The sequence below is a fragment of the Delftia sp. DLF01 genome, assembly GCF_014852125.1.
GTDB classification, from domain to species: Bacteria; Pseudomonadota; Gammaproteobacteria; order Burkholderiales; family Burkholderiaceae_C; genus Comamonas; species Comamonas acidovorans.
Map to the genome: position 1 here is coordinate 524,651 of NZ_JACVAZ010000002.1, position 24,995 is coordinate 549,645.

Below are 24,995 nucleotides of genomic sequence, written 5' to 3' on the forward strand. Positions count from 1 at the left end.
TGCGGCTGGCTCAATGCAGCGCGTTGCCCCTGGCTTCGCGGCTGCGCGCCATCTTGACGCGGTACATGGCCGCATCGGCCTTTTGCAGCGCGTCGTCGGCGTCAATGGAGTCCGGCCGCAGGCAGACCACGCCCACGCTGGCGCCGCCGTAGTCCAGCGTCTTGCCATCGGGCAGATCGACCTGGAAGGCCGAGGCATCCGACAGGCGCTGTTGCAGTTCACGCGCCACGGCATCGGCCTCGCTGCCGAACAAGGGCCCCACGCCGATGAAGACGAACTCGTCCCCGCCAAAGCGCGCCAGCATGTCGGCGCTGCGCAGGTGGGCGGACAGGCGTTCGCCCATGGCACGCAGCAGCGCGTCGCCGGCCTCGTGGCCGTGCTCGTCGTTGACGTTCTTGAAGCGGTCCAGGTCGATGAAGCCCACCACCACGCATTCCTGGCTGCGGGCGCACCGGGCGATGAGCCGGCCCAGCTCGTCGGTGAGACAGCGCCGGTTGGGCAGGCCGGTCAGCGGGTCCAGCAAGGCCAGCGCCGCCAGCTCCCGGTTGGTCCGGTTCAGGCTGGCGATGAGCTGCTCGCGCTCCACGCGCTCGGCAATCAGGTTGGCGAACAGGCGCAGCATGCCTTCGGCCTCGCTGCTCAGGGCCTGCGAGGACTTGCTGGCCGCGCACAGCGTGCCGTAGAGCTGGCCATCCGAAAAACGCACGGGCGCGCTGGCGTAGGTGCGTATGCCCAGTTCACGCGCGGCCTCGGAGTCTCCCCAGCAGTCGCCCACATCGGGCGTGTACATGCGGCCCTCATCCAGGGCGCGCTTGCACAGCGTGTCGCCCCAGGGAACGACCAGGCCCTCGGGAATCTGCATCTCGCTCGCGTTACGTGCGTAGAGCACGCGCTGCTGGCCCTGTTCTTCGTTGATGGTGGTGAGATAGGTGGACTCCAGATGCGTGCTCTCTTCGAGCATTTGCAGCAGGGGCCGCGTCAACTCTTCCAACGAATGCGCCTGGGTCACGGACTGGGACAGGCGCTGGACAAGGGACTCCATGAAATACCTCTCGAAATAACTACGGATGCAGACTGCCCGCGCGCCTGCTGAGGGAATGGCAAGGCAGGCGGGCCGGCACCAATTTGGGGATTGTGACCCGGCCGGACGCAGGCGGGAAGCATTCCCGCCGCGCGCTACACGCCGATAGGCCTGCGCGCCACGCGCCGCTGTCAGCGGCCCGACACAGGCGGCCACATCACCTGCACGCGCAGGCCGCCCAGCGTGGGCGAGCGGTCCAGCAGCAGGCGAGCACCGTGGCGCTCGGCAATGGTCTGCACGATGGCCAGGCCCAGTCCGCTGCCCTGCGCCGGCTGGCCCGCAGAAGCCGCTGAAGCCGCAGAGGGCCCACGCACAAAGCGCCGCAGCACCAGTTCGCGCTCGCTTTCGGCAATGCCGGGGCCCGAGTCCTCGACCACCAGCGCGCGGCCCTGGGCATCGCAGCGCCAGCCGACATCGACGCGGCCGCCTTGCGGAACGTACTTGACGGCGTTGTCCAGCAGGTTGCGCACCAGCATCTGCAAGGACTGTGCGTCGCCCGCCACGGCAAAGGACTGCCGCAGTTGCGGGGACTCGCTTAGCCCCATGTCCAGGCCATGCTGCTGGGCGGCCACGGCCTGGTCTGCCAGGGCCTGCTCCACCACCTCGCGCAGGTCCACGTCGGCAGGTGCGGCCGCGGCAGCGCCGTGCTGGCCCTGCATGCCTTGCAGGCCTGGGGCCGTGCCTTGTACCGTGCCTTGGGCTTCCTGCCGCGCCAATGTCAACAATTGTTCGACGAGCCGTGTGGCCCGGTCTATGCCGGCTGAAAGACGCTGCACGGCCTCGTCATGCGCGGCCACATCGGGCGCGCGCTGCAAGGCAACCAGTTGCAGCTTGAGCGCGGCCAGCGGAGAGCGCAGCTCGTGCGCGGCGTCGGCCACGAAGTGCTGCTGCGCCTCGAAGGCCTGGCCCACGCGCTGCAGCAGCGCGTTGAGCTCGGCCACCAGGGGCCGCACCTCGTCGGGCAGGCCCTCGGCCGGCACGGGCGCAAGGTCCTGCGGGCGGCGCGTGGCCAGTTCGCGGCGCACGCGCTGCACGGGCGCCAGCGAACTGCGCACCACCCACCACACGGCCAGCGCCAGCACGGGCGCCAGCAGAGCAATGGGCAGCAGGCTTTGCCAGGCGGCGTCGCGCGCCAGGGTGCGGCGCACGCGCATGTCCTGCGCCACCTGGATCACCTGCGAGCGCGTCTGCAGCGAGAACACGCGGTACACCGTGCCGCGCGCGGGCACGTCGGCAAAGCCCAGCACGGCCATCTGCGGCAGCGCGGCGCCCAGGGCGGATTCAAAAATGCGCAGGCCTTCGTTGGTCCAGACCTGGACGATGAATTCGTGGTTCTCATCCTCGGGCGGCGTGCCCTGGGGCCTGCCGCGCGCATCCACCGGCAGGCCGGCGCGCAGCGCAAAGGCGGTCTGCTGCATCTGGTAGTCGAACAGGGTGTCGGTCTGCAGCAGCGCATTGCGGTAGGCCAGCAGGCCCTGCAGCAGCGCCGTGAGCACGATGGCCGCCCCCAGGAACAGGAGCAGCCGCGTGCCCAGTGCGCCGGGCAGGCGGCTGCGCGCCCGGGCGATAAGGGAGGAAACAAGGGAGGAAGCCGGCGCCGTCATGGCTTGGGCACCATGTAGCCCACGCCGCGCACATTGAGGATCAGCCCCGCGCCCAGCTTCTTGCGCAGGCCGTGGATGTAGACCTCGATGGCGTTGCTGCTGACCTCGTCGCCCCAGCCGTAGAGCTTGTCCTCGATCTGCTGGCGCGACAGCGTGCTGCCCGGGCGTGCCAGCAGCGTCTCCAGCACCGCCCATTCGCGGCCGGAGAGCACCACGTCGCGCCCATCGACACTGGCCTCGCGCGTGGCGGGATTGAGCCGCACGCCTTCGCGCTCGTACAGCGGATCAACTGCGCCCGACGCCCGGCGCGCCAGCGCACGCAGCCGCGCGAGCAGCTCGTCCAGGTCATAGGGCTTGACCACGTAGTCATCGGCCCCCGCATCCAGCCCGGCAATGCGGTCGCGCACGGCATCGCGCGCCGTGGCCACCAGCACCGGCGTGCGGTCGCGGCGCCCGCGCAGATGGCGCAGCACCTGCAAACCGTCCTGCCCCGGCAGGCCCAGGTCCAGCAGCACCATGTCATAGCCATGGCCGCCACCCGGGCCGGGGCACAGGGCCGCATCGGCCTGCAGGCCGTCACGGACCCAGTCCACCGCATGGCCCTCGCCGCGCAGCAGGGTCTGCACGGCCTCGCCGATCATGGCGTCATCTTCGACAAGCAGTAAGCGCATGGTTGAAGAATAGCTCCCTGGAAGGCTGGCTCAGTTGGCGACTCAGGGGGTGAGCGGCGGCTACACCGCCGCTTCAATCTTAGGCATGGCCATCCGGGCCTTGGTCAGCGCCATGCCCAGGTTGGCCGTGCGCCGGCAGACGAAGACGGCCACGTAGTCGGGCATGAGCTTGCCGCGCAGGAAGACGTGGATGAGGTTGTCGCTGTTGACGATGAGCTCCTGGAAGTAGTGGTGGCCGTCGTCCTTGAGGCCGCGCGACTTCTTGAACAGGCTCTCGATCATCGAGACATTAGGGCCGTTGAACAGGTCGGCCGTGGCGGCGGCCACCAGGTCGATGACTTCGCGCGGATGCGAGTCCACCGTGCGGATGGCCAGCAGCATGCCGGAGGCGGCATCCACGTAGCCGATGGCCAGGCACTCGGGCACGGACCCGGCCACCTCGCTCAAAACGTTATCCAGGCTCATTGCAGCTTTCCTTTTTTTGTGAATGGATGTGATCGGTCAGCCCATCTTCAGCAGCAGTGCCACTTCGTACGCGTAGAGCAGGTCCTCCTGGGCCTGGGACTGCACGTACTGGGCGTCGATGAGGCGCACGCGGCGCAGCGCCTCGTCGGCGGTGAGGCCCTCGCGCACCAGCCATGCGGCCAGCACCGTGCCCGTGCGGCCCAGCCCGGCCAGGCAGTGCACGGCCAGCACCTCGCCCGCGCGCAGCATGGCCGACATGCGCGCCAGCAGCATCTGGATCTGGGCCACCGTGGGTGATTCGTGGTCGCGCACCGGCAGGTGCAGGTTGCGCAGGCCGTGCCGCTGCAGCGGCTCTTGCGGCAGGTCGTTTTCGGTCAGCGTGATCAGCACGGTGACGCCGCAGCCGCGCAGGGCCTTCAGGTCAAAGTCCATGGACTGCACCACGCCGGGCTGCGGCGCACCGGCCAGCCGGCCCGGCACCAGCCAGGCAAAACCGTTGGGGCCGCGGCTGGCGGGCACGGCCTGCGGGTCGGCGGCCAACGGCTGCCAGTCCACCAGCACGGCGGGATTGACGGCGCGTGGGCGGGCAGCGGGTGTCGGTGCGGGTGCAGGCATGGATGCAGGCACGGGCGCAGGCGCAGGTGCAGGCATGGGCTCGGATGCAGGCTCGGCGGCCACTGCATCCGACAGAAACTCGGAGATCGCGGCCACGGCCGCTGCAGGCAGCGGAGGAGGCAGGGGCACGCCCTCCTCCAGGTCTTCGGCCCGCGCATCGGGAGAAGCCACGGCACAGCTGCCGGTGCGCAGGAACTGCTGGCCCGCCAGCGACAGCGGCGCACGCTGAAAGGCTTCCATGGATTGCGCCTCGGCGATGCGGCCGCCGGCCAGCAGCAGCATGTCCTGCGCCACGGCCTGTGCGTGCTGCTGCTGGTGCGTGCTCATCAGCACGGCGGTGCGCTGACCCACCTGGCGCAGCAGTTCCAGCAGCACGAAGGCCTCGTAGCCCTCCAGCTCGGCCGTGGGCTCGTCCACCATCAGCAGCGCCGGCTCGGCCAGCGCCTCGCGCAGGATGGCCACGGCACGCTGCTGCACGGGGGACAGCTGCAGCGCCGGCTGGTCGAACATCAGCGCAAGCTCGGGAAAGCCGAAGGCCTGCACCTGGGCGCGGCACCAGTCGCGCAGTTCATGCGGCACCAGCTTGAGACGGGGGCGCGCCAGCTCCACGATGGCATCGAAGGTGCTGGCCATCATCAGCCTGGCCTGCTGCTGCACCAGGCGCGGCGCCTGCAGGCCGCTGCGCCATGGCTGGCCCGCGTAGCGCGTGCTGCCCCAGCGGCGAAAACGCGGGTTGGCGGCATTGAGATCGGCCAGCGTGCGCAGCAGGGTGGATTTGCCCGATCCCGAAGGCCCCAGCAAAACGGTGACTCCCCGGGCGGGCAGTGCGAAGTCCACCTCAGCCAGGATGACGCGCGCACCGAACGATGCGCCCAAACCCGCCACCTGCAAGCTGTAGTCCTGATTCAAAGCCGTGCCTTTCCTGTGATGCGTTGCGCCCCCAGGGGCCGTATTCCGTGAATCAAGACGGTCAGCGCACGCCTCGATGGGCCGGCAGTCTAAGCGGTTTCCCTTACATCAATCCGTCACAAAAAGAAACATTACTAACGCAAACGGGCGTCATTTCACACGATACAACCATCACATTGGCGTACCGATCCTTGGACCGCTGGCATTTTTCTCTGGGTTTTCCCAAAGCGATAGCCCCAGCGCATTCACGCCGGGGCCGTGCGATCAATCAAGTGTGTGGATGCTTCTGGTCCCTTACCTCCTTTCACTTACCCGAGACGTACGGGGACAAAGATCCTGTTGCCATCGCGCCAGATCAGCACGGCCACGGTCTTGCCGGCCTTGGCCATGGCGGCGCGCACGGCCTCGATATCACCGGCAGGCGTGCCGTTGATGGACAGCAGCACATCGCCCTGGGTGATGCCGGCCTCGGCGGCCGGGCCTGCGGCGTCGGCCACGACCAGGCCGTCCTTCACGCCGATTTGCTGCTTTTCCTCGGGCTGCAGCGGGCGCAGGGCCAGGCCCAGCTTGCCCTTGCCTGCGTCGGGCTTGTCCTTGGCCACCTTGGCGGCCTTGTCGCTGGCATCGCCCAGCACGGCGCTGAGCGTGCGCGCCTCGCCGTTGCGCCATATCTCCAGCGTGACCTTCTGGCCCGGCAGCGCCTGGCCCACAAAGGCCGGCAGATCGCCCGATCCCACGATGGGCTGGCCATCGATCTTGCGCACCACGTCGCCGGGCTCCAGGCCCGCCTTGGCGGCGGGGCCGCTCTTGTCCACGCTGGACACCAGGGCGCCTTCGGGACGGTCGAGCTTGAAGGAGTCGGCAAAGGCCTGGTTCACCTCCTGCACGGCCACGCCCAGCCGCGCATGCTGCACCTTGCCCGTGGCCACGATCTGCTGCTGCACGCGCGTGGCCACCTCGATGGGAATGGCGAAGGACACGCCCTGGTAGCCGCCCGAGCGCGAGTAGATCTGGCTGTTGATGCCCACCACCTCGCCGCGCGCATTGAACAGCGGGCCGCCCGAGTTGCCGGGGTTGATGGCCACGTCGGTCTGCAGGAAGGGCACGAAGGAGTCGTCAGGCAGGGTGCGGCCCTTGGCGCTGACCACGCCGGCCGTCACGCTGCTCTCGAAGCCGAAGGGCGAGCCGATGGCCAGCACCCAGTCGCCCACGCGCAGGTCGGCCGTCTTGCCCAGCGATACGGTGGGCAGGTTCTTCGCCTCGATGCGCAGCACGGCCACGTCGGTCTTGGGATCGGCGCCCAGCACCTTGGCGCTGAACTCGCGCCGGTCGGTCAGCTTGACAGTGACTTCCTTGGCGCCGCGCACCACGTGGGCGTTGGTCAGGATCAGGCCGTCGCTGGAGACGATGAAGCCCGAGCCTTCGCCGCGCGTGGGCACATCGCGCTGAGGCTGGCCCTGGCCCATGCCCGGCATGCCGGGCACGCCGAAGCGGCGGAAGAATTCAAAGAACGGATCGTTGGGGTCCATGCCCTGCAGTCCCTGACCTTGGCCCTGGCCCTGCCGTGCAGCGGCCTCGTCGCCATCCTCGCCCATGGCACGCGAGCTGCCGACCACGCTGATGTTGACCACGGCCGCGCCGTTGCGCGCCGTGATGTCGGCAAAGTTGGGCGCCACCACGGCGGCGGCGGGGGAAGCTGGAGAAGCGGTAGACGCAGGCTGTGCTGCAGGCGCAAACAGCGACGTGGCGGCACGCGCATCGCCATGCACCACACCAACCAGACCGGCGCCCGTGGCGCCCAGGGCGCCGATGGCACCTGCGGCCACCAGGGCCAGCACCAGACGGCGGGGAGTGGACAGAATCTTGTTCATCGCAGACCTTTCCTCAAAAGCAGCGTTCCTTGCTGCGTTGAGGAGAAGTCTGAAAGGGCAGACTTAGGCGAGGCTTAGAACCCTCGCCGTGCATCTCAGATCAGCGCCAGCACCTTCTCCGGCGGACGGCACAGCGCCGCGCCCTTGGGCGTGACGACGATGGGGCGGTTGAGCAGCACGGGGTGCTCGGCCACGGCGGCGATGAGCTGCTCATCGCTGACGGATGCCTCGCCCAGGCCCAGCTCGGTGTAGACGGCTTCCTTGCTGCGCAGCAGCTCGCGCACGGGCACGCCCAGCCGCCGGACCAGGGCCTGCAGTTGCGCAGCGTCCAGGGGCTGGGCGATGTAGTCGACGATGGTCGGCTCCACGCCGTTGTCGCGCAGCAGGGCCAGCGCGCCGCGCGAGTTGCTGCAGCGGTTGTTGTGGTAGATGGTGATGTCGGTGCGGGGTGCGGTGGTGTTCATGGGCCGCAGTGTAGGCCCATGAAAATGCGCATCAGGCCACGGCTTCCTCGGGATGGGCATCGACCTCGCGGCCGGGCAGCAGCAGGTTCAGCCCCACCGCGACCAGGGCGCCGACGGTGATGCCCGAGCCGAAGACTTCGCGCACGAAGGCAGGCATGCGGGACAGCAGGTCCGGACGCACCGTGACCGCCAGGCCGCAGCCCAGCGAGACCGCGATGATCAGGCTGGCGCGCCGCGAGTGCTCGGCGCCGCTGAGCATGCGGATGCCGGCCGAAATGATCATGGCAAACATCATCAGCCCCGCGCCGCCGAGCACGGGCTGCGGAATCGTCACCACCAGTGCGCCCAGCACAGGAAAGAGTCCGGCCAGCAGCAGCATGACGCCCGTCAGCATGACCACGTGGCGGCTGGCCACGCCGGTCAGCGAGACCACGCCCACGTTCTGGGCGAAGGTGGACAGCGGAGGGCTGGACATCACGGCGGCGAAGGCCGAGCCCACGCCGTCGCACAGCATGCCGCTGGACAGGCGCTTGCCGTCGATGCGCGTCTGCGTGGCCGCGCCCAGGGCCATGAAGGTGCCCGTGGTCTCGACGATGGTCACCAGAAAGGCGATGGACATGGCGACGATGCCGGCCACCGGGAACGTCATGCCGAAGGTCAGCGGCTGCGGGATGGCGAAGACCGCGGCCTCGCTCACCTGGGTGAAGTCGATCAGGCCCAGCGCCAGGCACAGCACATAGCCGCAGGCGATGCCCAGCACCACGGCCGAGGCAGAGACGATGCCCCTGCCCCACTGCACGAAGCCGATCACCAGCACCAGCACGAAGCCGGCGATGGCCAGGTGGCCGATCGCGCCGTAGTCGCTGCGGCCCACGCCGCCCGCAGCCCAGTCCACGGCGACGGGGGTCAGCGACAGGCCGATCATGGTCACGACCACGCTGGTCACGGTGTGCGGAAAGAAGCGGCGGATCACGGGCATGAAGTAGCTGCCCACGATCATCACCAGCGACCCTACCAGCGAGGAGCCCAGGATGCCGGCCACGCCATGCTCCAGCCCCACGCTGATGCCCGCGCCCACGAAGGCGAAGCTTGTGCCCATGACGCAGGGCAGCCGTATGCCCACGGGCCCCACCCCCCTGCACTGGACGATGGTGACCACGCCCGAGCCCAGCAGCGCTGCATTCACCAGCGCCACGATCTGGTCGGCCGGCAGCTTGAGCGCCCCGCCGAAGACCAGGGGCACGGCGATGATGCCGCCCAGCGCCGCCAGCAGGTGCTGCAGCGACAGAAGGACCGTGGTGATGAGCATTGGCGGTCGGTCTTCCACCTTGTAAAGCAGTTGTTCCATTGTCTTGTCTCCTTGTGTCCTGGCCGTCGGCCTCTTCAGAGGCGCTTGTATGTATGTCGGGGCAGTGGTGCCGGAAAAGGGTGGGGGTCCTGAAAGTGCTGTCCGGGTCTTCGAGCCTCCTGGAGATGCTTCGGGGAAATGGCGCAGGGCGGCAGGTCGGCACCCGCGATGGCCTGGGTGCCGGCCTGCCGCGCTGCAGGTTTATGTCAGTGGCCCGCTGCGCGCTCGAACAGCGTGCGGGCCAGTTCGCGGTGGCGGGTCAGCACGCGCGGCAGGTCGGCCGTGAGCAGGTGGCCGTCACGCACCACGACGCGGCCGTTGATGACGCTGGTGGACACGTCGGTGGGCGTGCAGAACACCAGCGCGGCCACGGGGTCATGGCCTGCGCCCGCGTAGCCCACGCCCGACATGTCGAAGGCCACGAAGTCGGCCGACATGCCCGGCGCCAGCGCGCCGATGTCGTCGCGCCCCAGCACGCGCGCGCCGCCCAGCGTGGCGATCTCCAGCGCCTCGCGCGCGCCCATGGCGGCAGGGCCGTGGCCCACGCGCTGCAGCAGCAGGGCCTGGCGCGCCTCGCCCAGCATGTGGGCGCCGTCGTTGGAGGCGCTGCCGTCCACGCCCAGGCCCACGGGCACGCCCGCATCGCGCATGGTGCGCACGGGTGCAATGCCCGAGGCCAGGCGCATGTTGGAGCACGGGCAATGCGCCACGCCCGTGCCCGTGCGCGCGAACAGCGCAATGCCCTCGGCATCGAGCTTGACGCAGTGGGCATGCCAGACATCGGGGCCGACCCAGCCCAGGCTTTCGGCGTACTGCGCGGGAGTGAGGCCGAATTTCTCGCGCGAGAAGGCGACGTCGTTGTCGTTCTCGGCCAGGTGGGTGTGCAGCGACACGCCGTGCGCACGCGCCAGCACGGCGGACTCGCGCATCAGCTCGCGCGTCACCGAGAACGGCGAGCATGGCGCCAGCACCACGCGCAGCATGGAGTGGCGTGCGCTGTCGTGGTACTGCTGGATCAGGCGCAGGCTGTCGCGCAGGATGGCTTCCTCTTCCTCCACCACCGCGTCAGGCGGCAGGCCGCCCTTGCTGCGGCCCAGGCTCATGGAGCCGCGCGCCGCATGAAAGCGCATGCCCATCTGCTGCGCAGCGGCAATGGAGTCGTCCAGCCGAGCGCCATTCGGATACAGGTACAGGTGGTCGCTGGTGGTGGTGCAGCCCGACAGCATCAGCTCGGCCATGGCGGTCTGGGTGGAGACGTGGATCATCTCCGGCGTGAGGTGCGACCACAGCATGTACAGGTTGGTGAGCCACGAGAACAGCTCCGCATCCTGCGCGGCAGGCACGGCGCGCGTGAGGCTCTGGTACATGTGGTGGTGCGTGTTGACCAGGCCCGGCATGACCACGCGGCCGCGCATGTCCAGCACCTGGGCCGTGCCGTCGTCCACCATGCGGCGGTACTGCGGCGGCAGATCGGCCGTGGCGCCCACCCATTGCACGGCCGGGCCGTCTGCCACCAGGGCGCCGTCGCGGATCTCGCGGCGCTGCGCATCCATGGTGACGAGTACATCGGCGTTCAGTGCGATCAAGGTCATGGCGTTCTCTTCTTCGAAATGGAAAAGCCGCCAGTCTAGGAAGGACAAGCCATTGCCGATAGCGCTGAATTCCGCCCGATGTGTCCACAAAAAGTGGACAGTGCCAAAGACTCACCGCCCCCCGGCAAACAGCCTTGCCAGCGCCTGGCCGATGGACTGGGCCATCAGCTCCCCCGCCGCGCTCAACTGCCCCCTGGCCCGGCCGGTCAGCACCAGCGTCTGCCGCCGCAGATGCGCATCGCGCAAAGGCACGAAGACCAGGGCATTGCGGCTGCGCTCCTCCATCACGTCCAGCGGGTTGAGCAGGGCAATGCCCTCGCCCAGCATGACCAGGCGCTGGATCAGCGCCATGGAGGTGGACTCGGCCACGGGCGTGACCTCGATGGCGTTGCGCGCAAAGGCTTCGTCCAGCAGGCTGCGGATGGACAGCGGCGGCGCGGGCAGGATGAGCGGATGGCCTATGCACTCGCTGAGCAGCACGGACGATTGGCGCGCCAGCGCATGCCGGGGCGGCACGATGGCGCCGATCTGCCATTCGCTGGTGGCCAGCGCGCGCAGCGCGGGGCGTTCGGACAGGTCGTAGGCCAGGCCCAGGTCGGCGTCGCCGCCTTCCACGGCGGCCGCGATGTCGCTCAAGGGCAGGTCGATGATGCGCACCACGATGCCCGGGTGGCGCTGGCGGAATTCATGCACCAGCGAGGGCAGCAGCGAGCCGGCCAGCCCCGTGGTCGCGGCCACGGTGATCTCGCCGCTGCGCGCGCCCTGCAGTTCGGCAATGCGCTCGCGCAGCGCCGCATGCTCGCGCAGCGTGGCGCGCACATGGGCCAGCACCATCTCGCCCGTCGGGGTGAGGCGCAGGCGCTTGTGGATGCGCTCGAACAGGGGCGTGCCCAGCTCGGCCTCCAGGTCGAGGATCTGGCGGTTGACGGCCGTGGGGGCCACGTGCAGATGTTCGGCCGCCTTGCGGATGGAACCGCGGCGGACCACTTCGTCGAGATAGCGCAGGACTCTGGCGTGCATGGCGCGAGCGTAGCGGGGTTTGCCGCGCCGCGCTTTGCAGCACCCGGCAGCGCAGGCTCAGCGGGCCGTGCCCGGGCGCTCGGCGCGCAGCGTGCGGCTGAGCATGATCACGGGGATCAGGCCCACCAGCACCAGGGCCAGCGACGGCAGGGCGGCCTCGCCCAGGCGTTCGTCGCGCGCGAGCTGGTAGGCCACGACGGCCAGGGTGTCGCTGTTGAAGGGGCGCAGCACCATGGTGGCGGGCAGCTCCTTCATCACATCGACGAAGACCAGCAGCGCCGCCGCCGCCGTGGAGCGCCTGAGCAGCGGCCAGTGCACGCGCGACAGCATGCCCCAGGCGCCCGTGCCCAGCATGCGGGCGGAGTCGTCCAGGCTGGGCGCGATGCGCGCATAGCCGCTTTGCATGGACTGCAGGGCCACGGCGCAAAAGCGCACCAGGTAGGCCCAGACAATGCCCACGGCGGTGGCCGTGACCAGGCCGGCAAAACCCCATTCGGGCCGCACCTGCTGCACCCAGCCCACGGGCAGCAGCAGGCCGACGACGACGACGGCGCCCGGCACCGCATAGCCCAGGCTGGCCAGTTGCACCACGCCGCGCGTGACGGCCGACTCCTTGTTGCGGCGCACGGCAAACGCCAGGGCCACGGCGATGATCACGGCCAGCACCGAGGTGATGGTGCCCAGGCGCACGCTGTTGAGCGCCCAGTCGAGGAAGCGGTCCCAGGGCAGAACCGACCAGTCGGCCGCCAGCGGGCGCAGCATGAAGAACACGGGCGCCACAAAGCCCATGAGCACGGGCAGCAGGCACGCCAGCCAGGCCAGCGCGCAGCGCCAGCCGCGCAGGCGCAGCGGCTGCGCCTCGGCCGAGCTGGCGCGGCCCGTGCTGCCGGTGACGAAGCGCATGCGCCGCTGGGCGCGCAGCTCCAGCTGCAGCAGCAGCACCACCAGCACCAGCAGGAAGGTCGCCAGCTGCGCGGCGGCAATGCGGTTGTCCATGGACAGCCAGGCCTTGTAGATGCCCGTGGAGAAGGTCTGTATGCCGAAGTAGCTGACCACGCCGAAGTCGGCCAGCGTCTCCATCACCACCAGGGCCACGCCAGCGGCCACGGCCGGGCGCGCCAGCGGCAGCGCCACCGACCAGATGCGCCGCGACAGCGGCGCGCCCATCAGGCGCGCGGCCTCCATCAGGTGCGCGGCGCGCTCGCCCAGCGCGGTGCGCGCCAGCAGGTAGACATACGGGTAGAGCGAGAAGATGAAGACCCAGACCGCGCCGCCCAGGCTGCGCACCTCGGGCAGGAGCCGGCCTTCCAGGCCATAGGTGTCGCGCAGCCAGGTCTGCAGCGGGCCGCTGAACTGCAGGAAGTCGGTATAGGCATAGGCCGTGACATAGGCCGGCATGGCCAGCGGCAGCAGCAGCAGCCATTCCAGTTGGCGCCGGCCCCGGAAGTCGAACAGCGTCACGGCCGCCGCCGTGCCCGTGCCCACGATGGCCGCGCCCAGCGCCACCAGCACGCCCAGCCAGACCGTGGTCCACAGATAGCCGGGCAGCACGGTGGCCGCCATCTCGCGCAGGATGGAGCCGGCCAGGGCATCGCCCTGCCCCACAGGCAGCCAGGAGCCGAGCACGGCCAGCACGGGCAGCATCAGCACCAGGGCCAGCAATAGCAGGGGAAGGGAGCGGAGTACGGACGACAGACGGCGCAAAGCGGAGGTCTCGGCTAGAGGATGAGGGGGAGGATCTGGCTGCCGGGCTATGGAACGGACCGGGATCCGCGGCAGCCACCGGCCTGTGGGCCGATGCGCCGCCGAGACCGGGCGTGCCTGCAGGCTGCTGGAGTCGGCGGGCTCCGGGCATGCCCCTGGCCCGCCAATGCAAATGCGAATTCTATTCATTTGCGCGGTTCTACAATCGCCGCATGTTTTTGACCGTCTCCCAACTCGAGGTGCGCTACCCGGGCCGCGACAGGCCTGCCGTGCAGGGCGTCACGCTGAATCTGGCCGCTGGCGACATCGGCGTGCTCATCGGCCCCTCGGGCTGCGGCAAGACCACGCTGCTGCGGGCCGTGGCGGGCCTGGAGCCCGTGAGCGGCGGCGAGATCCGCATCGACGGCCAGCTCGTGGGCAGCGCGGATTTCTCGCTCCCTCCCGAGCAGCGGCGCATCGGCATGGTGTTCCAGGACTATGCGCTGTTCCCCCATCTGAACGTGGGCCGCAACGTGGCCTTCGGCATCCACCATCTGCCCAAGGCGCGCCAGGCCGAGCGCGTGGCCGAGGTGCTGGAGCTGGTGGGCCTGGCCGGCAGTGCAGGGAGGTTTCCGCACGAGCTGTCGGGCGGCCAGCAGCAGCGCGTGGCACTGGCCCGCGCGCTGGCGCCCAGCCCGCAGCTGATGCTGCTGGACGAGCCGTTCTCCAACCTCGACGTGGACCTGCGCGAGCGCCTGGCGCATGAGGTGCGCGGCATCCTCAAGGCTGCAGGCGCCACGGCCCTGTTCGTCACGCACGACCAGCTGGAGGCTTTTGCCATCGGCGACATGATCGGCGTGGTCCACCAGGGGCAGCTGCAGCAGTGGGACGACGCCTATTCGCTGTACCACCGCCCGGCCACGCGCTTCGTGGCGGACTTCATCGGCCACGGCGTCTTCGTGCCGGCCACGCTGGCGCCTTCCGGGGCCGGCGGCGTGGTGGCGCGCACGGCGCTGGGCGATCTGGTCGATCCGGCCACCTGCCCGCTGCCCGCGCAGTTCCCGGGCGGCGAATGCGATGTGCTGCTGCGCGCCGACGATGTGGTGCACGACGATGCCTCGCCCGTACAGGCACGCATCCTGCGCAAGGCGTTTCGCGGCTCGGAGTTCCTCTACACGCTGGAGCTGGCCAGCGGCCACAGCGTGATGGCCCATGTGCCCAGCCACCACGACCATGCGGTGGGCGAGTGGGTGGGAATCCGGCTCGACATGAATCACGTGGTCGCCTTCCCACGAGAAACACAGGGCGCCCCGCAGTCCGCTGCAGCCTGAACCAGCGGCGTCCGCCGCGCCGTCCGGGCTTTGTCATTCGACGGTCACGGGTGGAACCCAGAATCAGTCACATCTTGTGACAATTCAAGGCCACCCCATGTTTGCTCTGGACCCCTCCTCCACGCAGCACCCCGCAGCGGATCAGCTACCTGACCCTGCACCCGTTCCCGCGCTGGCCCCGGCACCCGCCGCGCCGCGCCTCGTGGCCCGTGCAGGCCAGCTCAGCCAGCCCACGGCACCGATCGCGCCCGAGGCCAGCAACGAGGATGTGCACCGGCTGTTCAGCGAGCAGCCCCTGCTCGAAACCCTGGCCGTGGTGGCCGATGACCGGCCGCTGGGCCTGATCAACCGCCAGCGCTTCATGGAGCAGTACGCGCGGCCCTTTGCGCGCGACGTGTTCGGCCGCCGCAGCTGCCTGGTATTCACCGACACCGCGCCCATGGTGGTGGCGGCCGGCCTGCCCATCGACCAGCTGGTGCAGCAGGCGCTGGCCAGCGGCAGCCGCGTGCTCAAGGACGGCTTCATCACCGTGGAGGAAGGCCGCTACGCAGGCATAGGCACGGGCCACGCGCTGATGGCCGCCATGTCCGACATCGAGGCCGACAAGACGCGCCAGCTCATGGCCAGCATCGACTACGCCAGCCTGATCCAGCGCTCGCACCTGGTCGAATCCGACCGCGTGCTCGCCAGCCAGCTGGCCGACCACGGCCTGCTGTGGGAGCCGCGCGACGTGGTGGGCGGCGATGCGTATTTCTTCCGCGCCACACCGCAGGGCCTGCTGGGCTGCATGTTCGACTGCACGGGCCACGGCGTGCCGGGCGCCTTCATGACGCTGATTGCGCTGTCCTTTCTCGAACAGGCCGTGGCGCCTGCAGGTATCGGCACCGGCGCCGGCACCAGCGCCGCCATCGACCCCGGCGCCCTGCTGGGCCAGATGAACCGCTACATCAAGCGCGTGCTGCAGCAGCGCAGCCGCGACGTCCAGCCCGCCTGGGGCGCACCGGCAGCGCCCGCCGATGGCCTGCCCGCCGAAAAATCCTCCAGCGACGGCCTGGACGCCGCGCTGTTTCTGCAGTCTCCCTGCGGCACGCAACTGCGCTTTGCCTCGGCCCGGCTGGACCTGCTGGTGGCGCCGCCCGGCGTGCAGGAGGCGGCCCAGGTACAGATCCATGCCGGCGACAAGCTGGGCATAGGCTATGCGACCACGCCCGACGACGCGGCCTGGAGCACGCAGGAGCTGGAGGTCGCGCCCGGCTCGCTGCTGATGGTGGCCACCGATGGCGTCATCGACCAATTGGGCGGCCCGCGCCAGATCGCCCACGGCAGAAAGCGCCTGGCGCGCTTCCTGCACGAGCAGCACGACCGCCCCGCCGCCCAGGCCTGCGCCGAATTCCGGCAGGCCTTTGCCCAGTGGCAGGGCACGCAGCGCCGCCGCGACGATGTCTCGCTGCTGGTGTGGCGCAACCAGGCCCTGCAGCCATGAGCCCGTCCGAATTCGCGCACCTGCGCGCCCAGGCCGAGCACAACGGCCTGCTGCTGTACTACGCGGGCACCTTCAACCCCAATGTGATCCAGGCGGCGGCCGACACGCTCAAGTGCCGGCTGGCCAGCGAGGACGGATCCAGCAGCGCCAAGCGCAAGCTGTTTTCCACCTTCATCGAGATGGCGCAGAACGTGCTGCACTACGCGGCGCCGCTGCCTGCCTCTGACGCCGGAACCAGCCAGGCAATCGGCGAACCCGTGGCGCAGGGCGCCATCGGCGTGGGCCGCATCGATGCACCGGCCGGTACCCCGGACGCGGGGGCCGATCAGGCACAGGCGCGCTTCTGGATTGCCTGCAGCAACGCCGTGCGCCGCGAACATGTGCCGCGCCTGGCCGCCAAGCTGGATGCCGTGCGCGCCATGAGCCACCCCGAAATCAAGGCCGCCTACAAGGCCCAGCTGCACAACACCGACCACAGCGCCAGCGATGACATCAGCCGCGGCGCGGGCCTGGGCTGGCTGACCATTGCGCGCGACGCCTCGGCGCCGCTGCAGTACCACATCGCCACGGGAGAGGACGCCGCAGACACCGCGCCCCATGCCGTGTTCCACGTCAAGGCGCTGATCTGAGCGCCGGGACCCCTTCCCGAATCCGAATGACGCCGCCATGCAAGCACTGAAATCCGAACGCACTTCCGTCACGCCCGAAGTGGTCTTCTCGCCGGCCGAGCAGCTTTTGCGCATCGAAGGCGAGTGCTATCCCGAAAACCCGCTGCCCTTCTTCAACCCCCTGCTGGCCATGCTGGGCCAGTACTTCGAGGCCAGCCAGCCCGCACGCTTCGTGGCCGAGGTGAAGCTGCAGTACATCAACAGCGCATCGACCATGGGACTGCGCTCACTGTTCGAGCTGCTCGACCATGCAGGCAGCAAGGGCACGGACATCCGCGTGCTCTGGGCCTTCGACGAGGAAGACGACGCCATCGAGGAACTGGGCGCCGACCTGGTGGAGGACTTCGCCAACCTGGTGCTGGAGCGACAGCCCTACAGCAACTGAGGGGCCGGCCTTTCAGGCCAGCGGCTTGCCCATGAGCACCGTGGTCAGGCCGCAGTCCCATTCCTCGTCGGGATAGGTGTCCAGCGTGGCATAGCCCTGCGCCGTGTAAAAGCCCAGGGCCTGGGTGTTGAAGCTGTCGGTCTCCAGGCGCACCTGGGCGTGGCCGGCGGCGCGCAGAGCCTGCTCGGCATGGGCCAGCAGGGCACGGCCCACGCCGCGCCCCTGCCAGGCCGGCAGCACATGCAGGGCGCCGATGAAGTCATCCACCCAGTCCACGAAGCCGGCGACCACGCCGCCGCACTCGGCCACCCAGAACAGGTGGCCGCGCGACTGCACGTACTGCCCGGTCTTGCCGGAGGCGCAGAACTGCGCATGCTTGTCCGCCGTCAGCTGGGGCTTCCAGGTGCTCTCGTAGGTGGCCCAGAGAACGGCGTTCAGGGCAGCGGTTTCATCAGGCCGCGAGGGCCGGAGCGTGAGAGTGTCAGTCATGTCGCTGGCAGCGTTCAGGCCTGGCGCAGCCGGTCCACCTCGGCATGCAGGTCCTGGGCCCAGACGCGGCGGTCGCGGCCTTCGGCCGTCTGCGGCTGCCCATAGTGGACGACGGCCACCAGGTCGTCGGCACACAGCGTGCGCCAGATGGAGCCCAGCAGGGTTTCGTCGCCCTCGTAGCTGGGTGCGTGGCTGATCTGGCCGGTGGCGCCGTCGATGAAGCGCAGGCCCACGGGCAGCACGGGCGCATCGATCTGCACGGCCGCCTGCAGCAGGTTGGCATGAAAGGGCAGCAGCTTGCGGCCGTCGCCCGTCGTGCCTTCGGGGAAGATGGCCAGGATCTCGCGGCGCTGCAGGGATTCCTCCATGCTCTGCACCATGCGCCGGGCATCGCGGCGCGAGGTGCGCTCGATGTACAGCGTGCCCGCCGCCGTGGCCAGCGTGCCGATCAGCGGCCAGCCCTTGACGTCGGACTTGGAGATGAAGCGGCAGTGCCGCGCCGCATGCAGCACGGGAATGTCGAGCCAGGAAATATGGTTGCTGACCATGAGCATGGGGCCCTGGCGCGGCGGCTCGCCCTGGATCTCCAGGCGCACGCCCGCATGGGCCAGCAACTGCAGGGCCCAGGCCTGCACATGGGCGTGCTGGCGCGCCTCGGGCAGCTGCGGAAAGCGCAGGGCCACGATCCACAGCCCCTTGCACACATGGCCGAACAGGCGCGCTGCGCGCAGCGTGGCGCGCCCTCCATTACGCAAGCGTTTCATTTCAGCCATTCAAAGCGTTTGGCAACGCCCATGCCCGTGAAACAGGCACGCTCCATCTCAGGGACACCGAGGAAGGGCCGCCCCGCACCGAGGGTGTCGTCCCCCTCCCTCGCGTAGCGAGTAGAGAGGGGGAAGTCGCGAAGCGACTCAGGGGGCGCTTCATTTCAGCGGCGTTCGTAAGCGATACGGCCATCGACCAGCGTGCAGCGCACACGGGCCGGCAGCTCGTAGCCGCCGAAGGGCGTGCTCTTGCCCTGGCTGGCCAGTTCCTGGGGCTTCACGGTCCAGGCCGCCTGCGGATCGACGATGCACAGGTCGGCCACGCCGCCCTCGGCCAGACGGCCCAGTTGCTCCTGCAGCTCGCCCAGCGCCGATCCCAGCACCTGCACGGGCGATGCCGTGATGGCGGCCAGTGCGCGGTTCAGGGGCACACCGCTTTCCTGCGACCACTTGACGGCCAGCGACAGCAGCAGTTCCACGCCCGTGGCGCCGGGCTCGGCCTCGGCAAAGGGCAGGACCTTGGCGTCTTCATCGACGGGCGTGTGGTCGGAGACCAGGGCGTCGATGGTGCCATCGGCCAGCGCGGCAGACAGCGCATCGCGGTCGCGCTGCTGGCGCAGCGGGGGCGTGACGCGCGCGCTGCTGTCGAAGTAGCCGATATCGGTATCGGTCAGGTGCAGCGAGTTGATGGACACGTCGGCCGTGACCTGCAGGCCTTCGGCCTTGGCACGGCGCACCAGTTCCACGCCTGCGGCGCTGGACAGGCGGCACAGGTGCACGCGCGCCTGGGTGCCGCGCATCAGCTCGAAGATGGTGTGCAGGGCAATCGTCTCGGCCGCCACGGGCACGCCGGACAGGCCCATGCGCGTGGCCAGCGGGCCGCTGGCGGCCACGCCCTTGCCCAGGTACAGCTCCTGCGGGCGCAGCCACACGGTGTAGCCGTAGGTTGCCGCATAAGCCAGCGCGCGCTGCAGGGTCTGGGTGCTGGTCATGGGCACTTCGGCCTGGCTGAAGCCGATGCAGCCGGACTCGGTCAGCTCGGCCATCTCGGTCAGCACTTCGCCCTTGAGGCCCAGCGTCAGCGCGCCCAGCGGGAACAGGCGCGACTGGTGCAGCTTCTCGGCGCGGAACTTGAGCATCTCCACCAGGCCCTGCTCGTCGAGCACGGGGTCGGTGTCGGGCGGGCAGACCAGGCTGGTCACGCCACCGGCCACCGATGCAGCCATCTCGGACTGCAGCATGCCTTCGTGCTCGTGGCCGGGCTCGCGCAGGCGCACGGCCAGATCGACCAGGCCCGGCAGCACCCAGCAGCCGGCCGCATCGATCTCGCGTTCTGCGGCAAATCCCTCGGGCGCCTTGCCGATGGCCAGCACCTTGCCGCCGTCGATGGCCACGTCGGCCTGCTGGTCCAGGCCCCGTGCCGGGTCCATCACTCGGCCGTTGCGGATGAGTATCTTCATGGTTTGCTACCCCGTAGACCGCAGGCGGCGCATGGGCTGCGGCCTGCGGCGATCAAAAACATATGCATTCACAAAAAGCGCCTGGACTCAGTCCAGGACACCGGGCATGGAAAAAGCATGGCCCATCTCAGGGACGCCGAGCAAAGGCCGCCCTGCAGCGAGGGCGTCGTCCCCCTCCCGCGTAGCGAGAGAGGGGGAAGCGACGCAGTCGCTCAGGGGGTGCTTCATTTCAAGCCTCGTTACCGGCGACGATGGACATGACGGCCATGCGCACGGCGATGCCGAACGAGACCTGCGACAGGATCACGGCCTGCGGGCCATCGACCACTTCGGAGTCGATCTCCACGCCGCGGTTGATGGGTCCCGGGTGCATGACGATGGCGTCCGGCTTGGCCAGGCGCAGCTTCTCGGCCGTGAGGCCGAAGCTCTTGAAGTATTCCTGGCTGGACGGCAGCAGGGCGCCGCTCATGCGCTCGTTCTGCAGGCGCAGCATGATGATCACGTCGCAGTCCCGGATGCCCTCTTCCAGCGTGTGGAAGACGCGCACGCCCATCTGCGCCAGGTCCGGCGGCACCAGGGTGCGCGGGCCGACGACGCGCACTTCGGCCGCGCCCAGCGTGGTCAGCGCATGGATGTCGGAGCGCGCCACGCGCGAATGCAGCACATCGCCCACGATGGCCACGCGCAGGTTGGCGAAGTCCTTCTTGTAGTGGCGGATGGTGTACATGTCCAGCAGCCCCTGCGTGGGGTGGGCGTGGCGGCCGTCGCCGGCATTGACCACGTGGACATGGGGCGCCACATGCTGGGCGATGAGGTAGGGCGCGCCCGACTCGCTGTGGCGCACGACGAAGATGTCGGCGGCCATGGCCGAGAGGTTGGCGATGGTGTCCAGCAGCGACTCGCCCTTGCTGGCCGAGCTGCGCGCGATGTCCAGGTTGAACACGTCGGCCGACAGGCGCTTGGCCGCGATCTCGAACGTGGTGCGCGTGCGCGTGCTGTTCTCGAAGAACAGGTTGAACACGCTCTTGCCGCGCAGCAGCGGCACCTTCTTGACCTCGCGGTCATTGACGCTGACGAAGTTGGCCGCCGTGTCCAGGATGTGGGTGAGGATGTCCTTGGACAGTCCTTCGGTGGACAGCAGGTGGATCAGTTCGCCGTTCTTGTTGAGCTGGGGATTGCGCTTGTACAGCACGGTCAGGCCTCTTGGATGCGGAATTGGAAGACGCCGGCGTCATCGCGCGCCAGCGACAGCAGGCGGTCGGCCGGCAGCGCGATGCGCGCCGCGGCAAAGTCGGCCTGGAAGGGCAACTCGCGCCCGCCCCGGTCCACCAGCACCGCCAGGCGCACGCAGGCCGGGCGGCCGTAGTCATAGAGTTCGTTGAGCACGGCGCGCACGGTGCGGCCGGTGTAGAGCACGTCGTCCAGCACCAGGATGTCGGCGCCGTTGACGTCAAAGTCGATCTGCGTCTGGGCGCTGGTGGCCATGCCGCGCTGCGCGAAGTCGTCGCGGTGCAGGGCCGAGGACAGCACGCTGGGGTTGCCGGGCAGGTTCAGGTCCTTGTGCAGGCGCTCCACCAGCCAGGCGCCGCCCGAGGTGATGCCGGCCAGGCGGGTTTCAGGCCCCATGAGGCTGCGCACGCCGCGCAGCAGTTCGCGGTACAGGGCCTCGGCGTCCAGCACCAGGCTGCCGGCTCCCGCAATGGATTCACTCATGGAAGACTCCTCAAAAACTGTTCAAGAATGATGCAGGCCGAGGCCGCATCGGCATCCCTTGCGCCACCGGCCAGGGCCTCGGTGGTGCTGTAGCGCTCGTCCACCTCGTAGACAGGCAGGCCGAAGCGGCTCTTGAGCTGGCGGCCGAACTTCTTCGCCCGCGCCGTGTTCTCGTGCGCATTGCCGTCGGGGTGGTAGGGCACGCCGATGACCAGCGCATCGGGCTGCCACTCCTTGATGCGCTCGCCGGCCTGGGCCAGACGGGCCTCGCCGGCCTCGGCGCGGATGGTGGGCAGCGGGTTGGCCGAGCGCAGCATGCGCGTGCCCACGGCGCAGCCCGTGCGCTTGGCCCCGAAGTCGAAGGCCACGAAACTCTGGAAATGGGAGGGAACGGTGGGCGGCACGGCCGTGCCGGCTGCCGCTGCTGCCTGGGACTCGGGAGCGGGCAGGCTCATGCGCGCCCCGCTTCGGGCGAGATCATCCAGCGCTGCAGGCCCAGCAGGCCCAGGGCGCGGTCATAGCGGTCGTCGACCGGGGTGTCGAAGATGACGTTGGCGTCGGCGCCCACCGTGAGCCAGGCGTTTTCGGCCAGCTCCGACTCCAGCTGTCCCTCGCCCCAGGACGCATAGCCCAGGGTGACCAGCAGGCGCTTGGGGCCTGCGCCGTCGGACAGGGCTTCGAGCACGTCCTTGGAGGTGGTCATCTCCAGGCCGCCGGGAATGGTCATGGTCGAGGCGTAGGCGGACTCGTCGTCGGGCGCGCCTTCGATGACCATGGGATCGTGCAGCACAAAGCCGCGATCGGTCTGCACGGGTCCGCCGTTGAAGACACGGTTGCCGCGAAGGTCCTCGCGGCCCAGGGCCAGATCCACCTTTTCCAGCAAGCCTTCCAGCGTAAGCTGCGAGGGCTTGTTGATAATCAGACCGAGCGCACCGCGCTCGCTGTGTTCGCACAGGTAGATCACACTGCGCGAGAACGCTTCGTCTTCCAGGCCAGGCATGGCAATCAGGAAGTGGTGCGTCAGATTGATAGGCGCAGTTTCAGCAGACATAACCACGGATTTTACCGGCGATCCATGCCACCTTCTTACCCTGTGGGCTTGGTCTGGCTGCGGCGCGACCTGCGCCTGGCCGACCATGCTGCCCTCTACCACGCGCTGCGCCAATGTCGGCAGGTGCATTGCGTGTTCGTGTTCGACGACGACATCCTCGCCCCCCTGCCCCGTGCAGACCGGCGCGTGGAGTTCATCTGCCAGAGCCTGGGCGGGCTGGACGATGCGCTGCGCGAGGCCTCGGGCCGCGCTGACACCGGCCTCATCGTGCGCCGCGGCCGGCCCGCTGAGCAGATCCCGGACCTGGCACGGCAGCTCGGCGCCCAGGCCGTGTTCTGCAACTGGGACGACGAGCCCGACGCCCTGGCCCGCGACGCCCGCGTGCGCCAGGCCCTGGCCGCCGAGGGCGTGGCCCTGCACAGCTTCAAGGACCACATGGTCTTTGCGCGCGACGAGGTGCTGACCCAGGCCGGCGCGCCGTTCTCGGTGTTCACCCCGTACAAGAACGCCTGGCTGCGCCAGATCACGCCCTTCTTCCTGTCCGCCTATCCCAGCGAGCGCGACCTGCCCGAGCGCCTGGCCCCGCGCCCCGAAGGCGAGCGCCGCCCCGTGCCCACCGCAGCCGACCTGGGCTTCGAAGCCGGCACGCTGGACGGCCTGCGCCTTCCCACGGGCTGCGCTGGCGCCGAGGAACTGCTGGCCGACTTCCTGCCGCGCCTGCCGCGCTACAAGCAGGCGCGCGACTTTCCCGCCGTCAAGGGACCCAGCTACCTGAGCGTGCACCTGCGCTTTGGCACGGTCTCCATCCGCCGCCTGGCAAGGCTGGCCTGGGAACAGACGCAGAGCCAGCCCCATGATGCCGAGGGCGCCGCCACCTGGCTGTCCGAGCTGATCTGGCGCGACTTCTATTTCCAGATCCTGGTCCACCATCCGCACGTGGTGCACGCCAGCTTCAAACCTGCCTACGACGCCATCGTGTGGGACACCGGCCCCGAGGCCGATGCGCTGTACGCCGCCTGGTGCGAGGGCCGCACCGGCTATCCACTGGTCGATGCCGCCATGCGCCAGCTCAACACCACGGGCTACATGCACAACCGGCTGCGCATGGTGGCGGCCAGCTTTCTGGTCAAGGATCTGGGCATAGACTGGCGCCGGGGCGAGGCCTGGTTTGCGCGCCAGCTCAACGACTTCGACCTGGCGGCCAACAACGGCGGCTGGCAGTGGGCGGCCTCCACGGGCTGCGACGCCCAGCCCTGGTTCCGCATCTTCAACCCCATCACGCAAAGCCAGAAGTTCGATGCCGACGCGCGCTTCATCGAGCGCTACGTGCCCGAGCTGGCCCGCCTGCCCGCCGCGCTGCGCCACGCGCCCTGGCAGGCCCGGCCGCTGGAGCTGGCCGAGGCCGGCGTGGTGCTGGGCACGGACTACCCCCATCCCGTGGTGGACCACGCAGCCGCGCGCGAGCGCACGCTGGCCCGCTACGGCGTGGTCAAGCAGGCGGCCGATGACTCCAAATGATTCCCACTGCCCACCTCATCGCTGCAGGGTCCAGTGGTTCGGAAAATCGAAGGAAAGCTGCCTTTGGTGGCGGATCGAAAGCAGGTAAACCGTGCCCCTGATCCGCGCATACAGCAGCAGATAGTGGGCCATCACGTACTCACGCAGCTCGCCGTCCTTGTCGAGTGAGCCCAGTTGTTTCTTCAGACGTGCCAAGCCCCTGGCGCCCTCGACCGAGCGAGCCGGCAGCTCAAGAAACGAGCGACCCATGCCAGGGAAGCTTTCCAGATTGGGGATGACGGTCTCCGTCAGTTCGTCCAGCAGCGCGTCGAAGGCGTGCGGGGCCTGGGCCTCGATCAGGAAGTCCTCAAGCACTTGCAGGTTCCGCTCGAAGTTGCCCGTGAGCTTGACGGTGCTCCTGACTGCCATGCTGCGAGGCCGCGTTCAGGGCGTGCTATGCATTACCCGGCCGCCCTGGCAGCACGTCGGCGCTTGATGGCGCCCAGCGTGCTGCGCGCATCCTTGACCTCGCCCGCCGCCACATCCGCGAGGCCTTGGCTGGCATCGTCGATCAGCAGCAAATGGATTCGCTCGCGCTCCAGCTGATGGTAGTAGCCCAGCCGTTGGGCGTCGATGATGGCCACGTAGCTCTCACCGTTCTTGGTGATGATCTTCTCGGCCCCTGCCTTCACCTGGTCGGCCAGTTCAGACAGGTGTGCCCTGGCTTGCGACAGCGGAATCACGTCACCGGCAGAAATGGCCATGTTCGGCTCCCCCAGGAGTTGTACAGAATCCTGCACATCATAAGCACTTCGAAATGGGCCTCACGCA

At 69.0% G+C, this 24,995-nt stretch carries 25 protein-coding genes; 5 read left to right on the forward strand and 20 right to left on the reverse strand.

Going from position 1 to position 24,995, the window contains the following annotated elements:
* Positions 1–10: 10 nt before the first annotated feature.
* The 11 genes from IB269_RS10850 to IB269_RS10900 all read right to left on the reverse strand — a co-directional run bounded on the left by IB269_RS10850 (position 11) and on the right by IB269_RS10900 (position 13,344).
* Entirely contained in the window at positions 11–1,042 is a 1,032-nt protein-coding gene (locus IB269_RS10850; RefSeq protein WP_192367152.1) for a sensor domain-containing diguanylate cyclase, read from the reverse strand.
* 170 nt (positions 1,043–1,212) lie between these two features.
* A complete protein-coding gene (locus IB269_RS10855) occupies positions 1,213–2,685 on the reverse strand; it encodes an ATP-binding protein (RefSeq protein WP_192367153.1) in 1,473 nt (490 codons plus the stop codon).
* Positions 2,682–3,356, reverse strand: coding sequence for a response regulator transcription factor (locus IB269_RS10860; protein WP_099734577.1), 675 nt, complete (start codon positions 3,354–3,356; stop codon positions 2,682–2,684). Before IB269_RS10860 ends, IB269_RS10855 begins: the two co-directional genes overlap by 4 nt.
* A gap of 60 nt (positions 3,357–3,416) precedes the next feature.
* Positions 3,417–3,821 (reverse strand): hypothetical protein, encoded by a 405-nt coding sequence (locus IB269_RS10865; protein WP_012203525.1) that lies wholly within the window; start codon positions 3,819–3,821, stop codon positions 3,417–3,419.
* 36 nt (positions 3,822–3,857) lie between these two features.
* Positions 3,858–5,345 (reverse strand): ATP-binding cassette domain-containing protein, encoded by a 1,488-nt coding sequence (locus tag IB269_RS10870; RefSeq protein WP_192367154.1) that lies wholly within the window; start codon positions 5,343–5,345, stop codon positions 3,858–3,860.
* A 308-nt stretch (positions 5,346–5,653) separates the two neighbouring features.
* The gene (locus IB269_RS10875; protein WP_096915297.1) at positions 5,654–7,216 is read right to left on the reverse strand and encodes a Do family serine endopeptidase; all 1,563 of its coding nucleotides are present in this window, start codon (positions 7,214–7,216) and stop codon (positions 5,654–5,656) included.
* Positions 7,217–7,311: 95 nt separating this feature from the next.
* Positions 7,312–7,680, reverse strand: a complete 369-nt coding sequence (arsC, locus tag IB269_RS10880; RefSeq protein WP_192367155.1) for an arsenate reductase (glutaredoxin) — start codon at positions 7,678–7,680, stop codon at positions 7,312–7,314.
* 31 nt (positions 7,681–7,711) lie between these two features.
* The gene (locus tag IB269_RS10885) at positions 7,712–9,028 is read right to left on the reverse strand and encodes a nucleobase:cation symporter-2 family protein (protein ID WP_012203521.1); all 1,317 of its coding nucleotides are present in this window, start codon (positions 9,026–9,028) and stop codon (positions 7,712–7,714) included.
* Between the two features lie 206 nt (positions 9,029–9,234).
* Positions 9,235–10,620 carry an 8-oxoguanine deaminase gene (locus IB269_RS10890; RefSeq protein WP_013804017.1) on the reverse strand — a complete coding sequence of 462 codons (1,386 nt, stop codon included), beginning with the start codon at positions 10,618–10,620 and terminating at the stop codon, positions 9,235–9,237.
* Between the two features lie 111 nt (positions 10,621–10,731).
* Positions 10,732–11,640 carry a LysR family transcriptional regulator gene (locus IB269_RS10895; protein ID WP_012203519.1) on the reverse strand — a complete coding sequence of 303 codons (909 nt, stop codon included), beginning with the start codon at positions 11,638–11,640 and terminating at the stop codon, positions 10,732–10,734.
* A 57-nt stretch (positions 11,641–11,697) separates the two neighbouring features.
* The gene (locus IB269_RS10900) at positions 11,698–13,344 is read right to left on the reverse strand and encodes an ABC transporter permease (protein WP_192367156.1); all 1,647 of its coding nucleotides are present in this window, start codon (positions 13,342–13,344) and stop codon (positions 11,698–11,700) included.
* A gap of 212 nt (positions 13,345–13,556) precedes the next feature.
* Here IB269_RS10900 and IB269_RS10905 point away from each other — a divergent pair, with 212 nt between their 5' ends.
* From IB269_RS10905 to IB269_RS10920, 4 genes are all read left to right on the forward strand, one after another.
* A complete protein-coding gene (locus IB269_RS10905) occupies positions 13,557–14,654 on the forward strand; it encodes an ABC transporter ATP-binding protein (protein WP_013804019.1) in 1,098 nt (365 codons plus the stop codon).
* Positions 14,655–14,751: 97 nt separating this feature from the next.
* Positions 14,752–16,137 (forward strand): SpoIIE family protein phosphatase, encoded by a 1,386-nt coding sequence (locus IB269_RS10910; protein ID WP_192367157.1) that lies wholly within the window; start codon positions 14,752–14,754, stop codon positions 16,135–16,137.
* The gene (locus IB269_RS10915; RefSeq protein ID WP_192367158.1) at positions 16,134–16,766 is read left to right on the forward strand and encodes a DUF6272 family protein; all 633 of its coding nucleotides are present in this window, start codon (positions 16,134–16,136) and stop codon (positions 16,764–16,766) included. Before IB269_RS10910 ends, IB269_RS10915 begins: the two co-directional genes overlap by 4 nt.
* A 37-nt stretch (positions 16,767–16,803) precedes the next feature.
* Entirely contained in the window at positions 16,804–17,190 is a 387-nt protein-coding gene (locus IB269_RS10920; protein WP_012203514.1) for a DUF1987 domain-containing protein, read from the forward strand.
* 12 nt (positions 17,191–17,202) lie between these two features.
* On the opposite strand, the gene IB269_RS10925 is transcribed toward IB269_RS10920, so the two are convergent.
* The 7 genes from IB269_RS10925 to IB269_RS10955 form a co-directional block, all read right to left on the reverse strand.
* The gene (locus tag IB269_RS10925) at positions 17,203–17,679 is read right to left on the reverse strand and encodes a GNAT family N-acetyltransferase (RefSeq protein WP_192367159.1); all 477 of its coding nucleotides are present in this window, start codon (positions 17,677–17,679) and stop codon (positions 17,203–17,205) included.
* A gap of 14 nt (positions 17,680–17,693) precedes the next feature.
* Positions 17,694–18,443, reverse strand: a complete 750-nt coding sequence (locus IB269_RS10930) for a lysophospholipid acyltransferase family protein (protein WP_043824190.1) — start codon at positions 18,441–18,443, stop codon at positions 17,694–17,696.
* Between the two features lie 164 nt (positions 18,444–18,607).
* A complete protein-coding gene (locus IB269_RS10935; RefSeq protein WP_043824192.1) occupies positions 18,608–19,903 on the reverse strand; it encodes a dihydroorotase in 1,296 nt (431 codons plus the stop codon).
* A 229-nt stretch (positions 19,904–20,132) separates the two neighbouring features.
* A complete protein-coding gene (locus IB269_RS10940; protein WP_012203510.1) occupies positions 20,133–21,095 on the reverse strand; it encodes an aspartate carbamoyltransferase catalytic subunit in 963 nt (320 codons plus the stop codon).
* Positions 21,096–21,097: 2 nt separating this feature from the next.
* Positions 21,098–21,616: a bifunctional pyr operon transcriptional regulator/uracil phosphoribosyltransferase PyrR gene (gene pyrR / locus IB269_RS10945; RefSeq protein ID WP_013804027.1), complete on the reverse strand. Its 519-nt coding sequence runs from the start codon at positions 21,614–21,616 to the stop codon at positions 21,098–21,100.
* Positions 21,613–22,071 (reverse strand): Holliday junction resolvase RuvX, encoded by a 459-nt coding sequence (gene ruvX / locus IB269_RS10950; protein ID WP_012203508.1) that lies wholly within the window; start codon positions 22,069–22,071, stop codon positions 21,613–21,615. The genes pyrR and ruvX overlap by 4 nt, the downstream gene beginning before the upstream one ends.
* Complete coding sequence (locus IB269_RS10955; protein ID WP_012203507.1) at positions 22,068–22,667, reverse strand: YqgE/AlgH family protein; 600 nt, start codon at positions 22,665–22,667, stop codon at positions 22,068–22,070. Before IB269_RS10955 ends, ruvX begins: the two co-directional genes overlap by 4 nt.
* Positions 22,668–22,691: 24 nt before the next feature.
* On the opposite strand from IB269_RS10955, the gene IB269_RS10960 reads away from it, so the two are divergent.
* Positions 22,692–24,185 (forward strand): cryptochrome/photolyase family protein, encoded by a 1,494-nt coding sequence (locus tag IB269_RS10960; protein ID WP_192367160.1) that lies wholly within the window; start codon positions 22,692–22,694, stop codon positions 24,183–24,185.
* A gap of 15 nt (positions 24,186–24,200) precedes the next feature.
* Here IB269_RS10960 and IB269_RS10965 read toward each other — a convergent pair whose 3' ends face one another.
* Positions 24,201–24,593, reverse strand: coding sequence for a type II toxin-antitoxin system RelE/ParE family toxin (locus tag IB269_RS10965; protein ID WP_043824195.1), 393 nt, complete (start codon positions 24,591–24,593; stop codon positions 24,201–24,203).
* 32 nt (positions 24,594–24,625) lie between these two features.
* A complete protein-coding gene (locus tag IB269_RS10970; RefSeq protein ID WP_043824197.1) occupies positions 24,626–24,928 on the reverse strand; it encodes a type II toxin-antitoxin system Phd/YefM family antitoxin in 303 nt (100 codons plus the stop codon).
* Positions 24,929–24,995 lie beyond the last annotated feature (67 nt).

Coding starts and splice junctions, on each gene's coding strand:
- IB269_RS10890 (WP_013804017.1), bottom strand. CDS start 10,620: ATGACCTTGATCGCACTGAACGCCGATGTACTCGTCACCATGGATGCG.
- IB269_RS10860 (WP_099734577.1), bottom strand. CDS start 3,356: ATGCGCTTACTGCTTGTCGAAGATGACGCCATGATCGGCGAGGCCGTG.
- IB269_RS10910 (WP_192367157.1), top strand. CDS start 14,752: ATGTTTGCTCTGGACCCCTCCTCCACGCAGCACCCCGCAGCGGATCAG.
- IB269_RS10960 (WP_192367160.1), top strand. CDS start 22,692: ATGCCACCTTCTTACCCTGTGGGCTTGGTCTGGCTGCGGCGCGACCTG.
- IB269_RS10955 (WP_012203507.1), bottom strand. CDS start 22,667: ATGTCTGCTGAAACTGCGCCTATCAATCTGACGCACCACTTCCTGATT.
- IB269_RS10935 (WP_043824192.1), bottom strand. CDS start 19,903: ATGAAGATACTCATCCGCAACGGCCGAGTGATGGACCCGGCACGGGGC.
- ruvX (WP_012203508.1), bottom strand. CDS start 22,071: ATGAGCCTGCCCGCTCCCGAGTCCCAGGCAGCAGCGGCAGCCGGCACG.
- IB269_RS10875 (WP_096915297.1), bottom strand. CDS start 7,216: ATGAACAAGATTCTGTCCACTCCCCGCCGTCTGGTGCTGGCCCTGGTG.
- IB269_RS10855 (WP_192367153.1), bottom strand. CDS start 2,685: ATGACGGCGCCGGCTTCCTCCCTTGTTTCCTCCCTTATCGCCCGGGCG.
- IB269_RS10970 (WP_043824197.1), bottom strand. CDS start 24,928: ATGGCCATTTCTGCCGGTGACGTGATTCCGCTGTCGCAAGCCAGGGCA.
- arsC (WP_192367155.1), bottom strand. CDS start 7,680: ATGAACACCACCGCACCCCGCACCGACATCACCATCTACCACAACAAC.
- IB269_RS10885 (WP_012203521.1), bottom strand. CDS start 9,028: ATGGAACAACTGCTTTACAAGGTGGAAGACCGACCGCCAATGCTCATC.
- IB269_RS10930 (WP_043824190.1), bottom strand. CDS start 18,443: ATGAAACGCTTGCGTAATGGAGGGCGCGCCACGCTGCGCGCAGCGCGC.
- IB269_RS10905 (WP_013804019.1), top strand. CDS start 13,557: ATGTTTTTGACCGTCTCCCAACTCGAGGTGCGCTACCCGGGCCGCGAC.
- IB269_RS10965 (WP_043824195.1), bottom strand. CDS start 24,593: ATGGCAGTCAGGAGCACCGTCAAGCTCACGGGCAACTTCGAGCGGAAC.
- IB269_RS10915 (WP_192367158.1), top strand. CDS start 16,134: ATGAGCCCGTCCGAATTCGCGCACCTGCGCGCCCAGGCCGAGCACAAC.
- IB269_RS10850 (WP_192367152.1), bottom strand. CDS start 1,042: ATGGAGTCCCTTGTCCAGCGCCTGTCCCAGTCCGTGACCCAGGCGCAT.
- pyrR (WP_013804027.1), bottom strand. CDS start 21,616: ATGAGTGAATCCATTGCGGGAGCCGGCAGCCTGGTGCTGGACGCCGAG.
- IB269_RS10895 (WP_012203519.1), bottom strand. CDS start 11,640: ATGCACGCCAGAGTCCTGCGCTATCTCGACGAAGTGGTCCGCCGCGGT.
- IB269_RS10925 (WP_192367159.1), bottom strand. CDS start 17,679: ATGACTGACACTCTCACGCTCCGGCCCTCGCGGCCTGATGAAACCGCT.
- IB269_RS10865 (WP_012203525.1), bottom strand. CDS start 3,821: ATGAGCCTGGATAACGTTTTGAGCGAGGTGGCCGGGTCCGTGCCCGAG.
- IB269_RS10920 (WP_012203514.1), top strand. CDS start 16,804: ATGCAAGCACTGAAATCCGAACGCACTTCCGTCACGCCCGAAGTGGTC.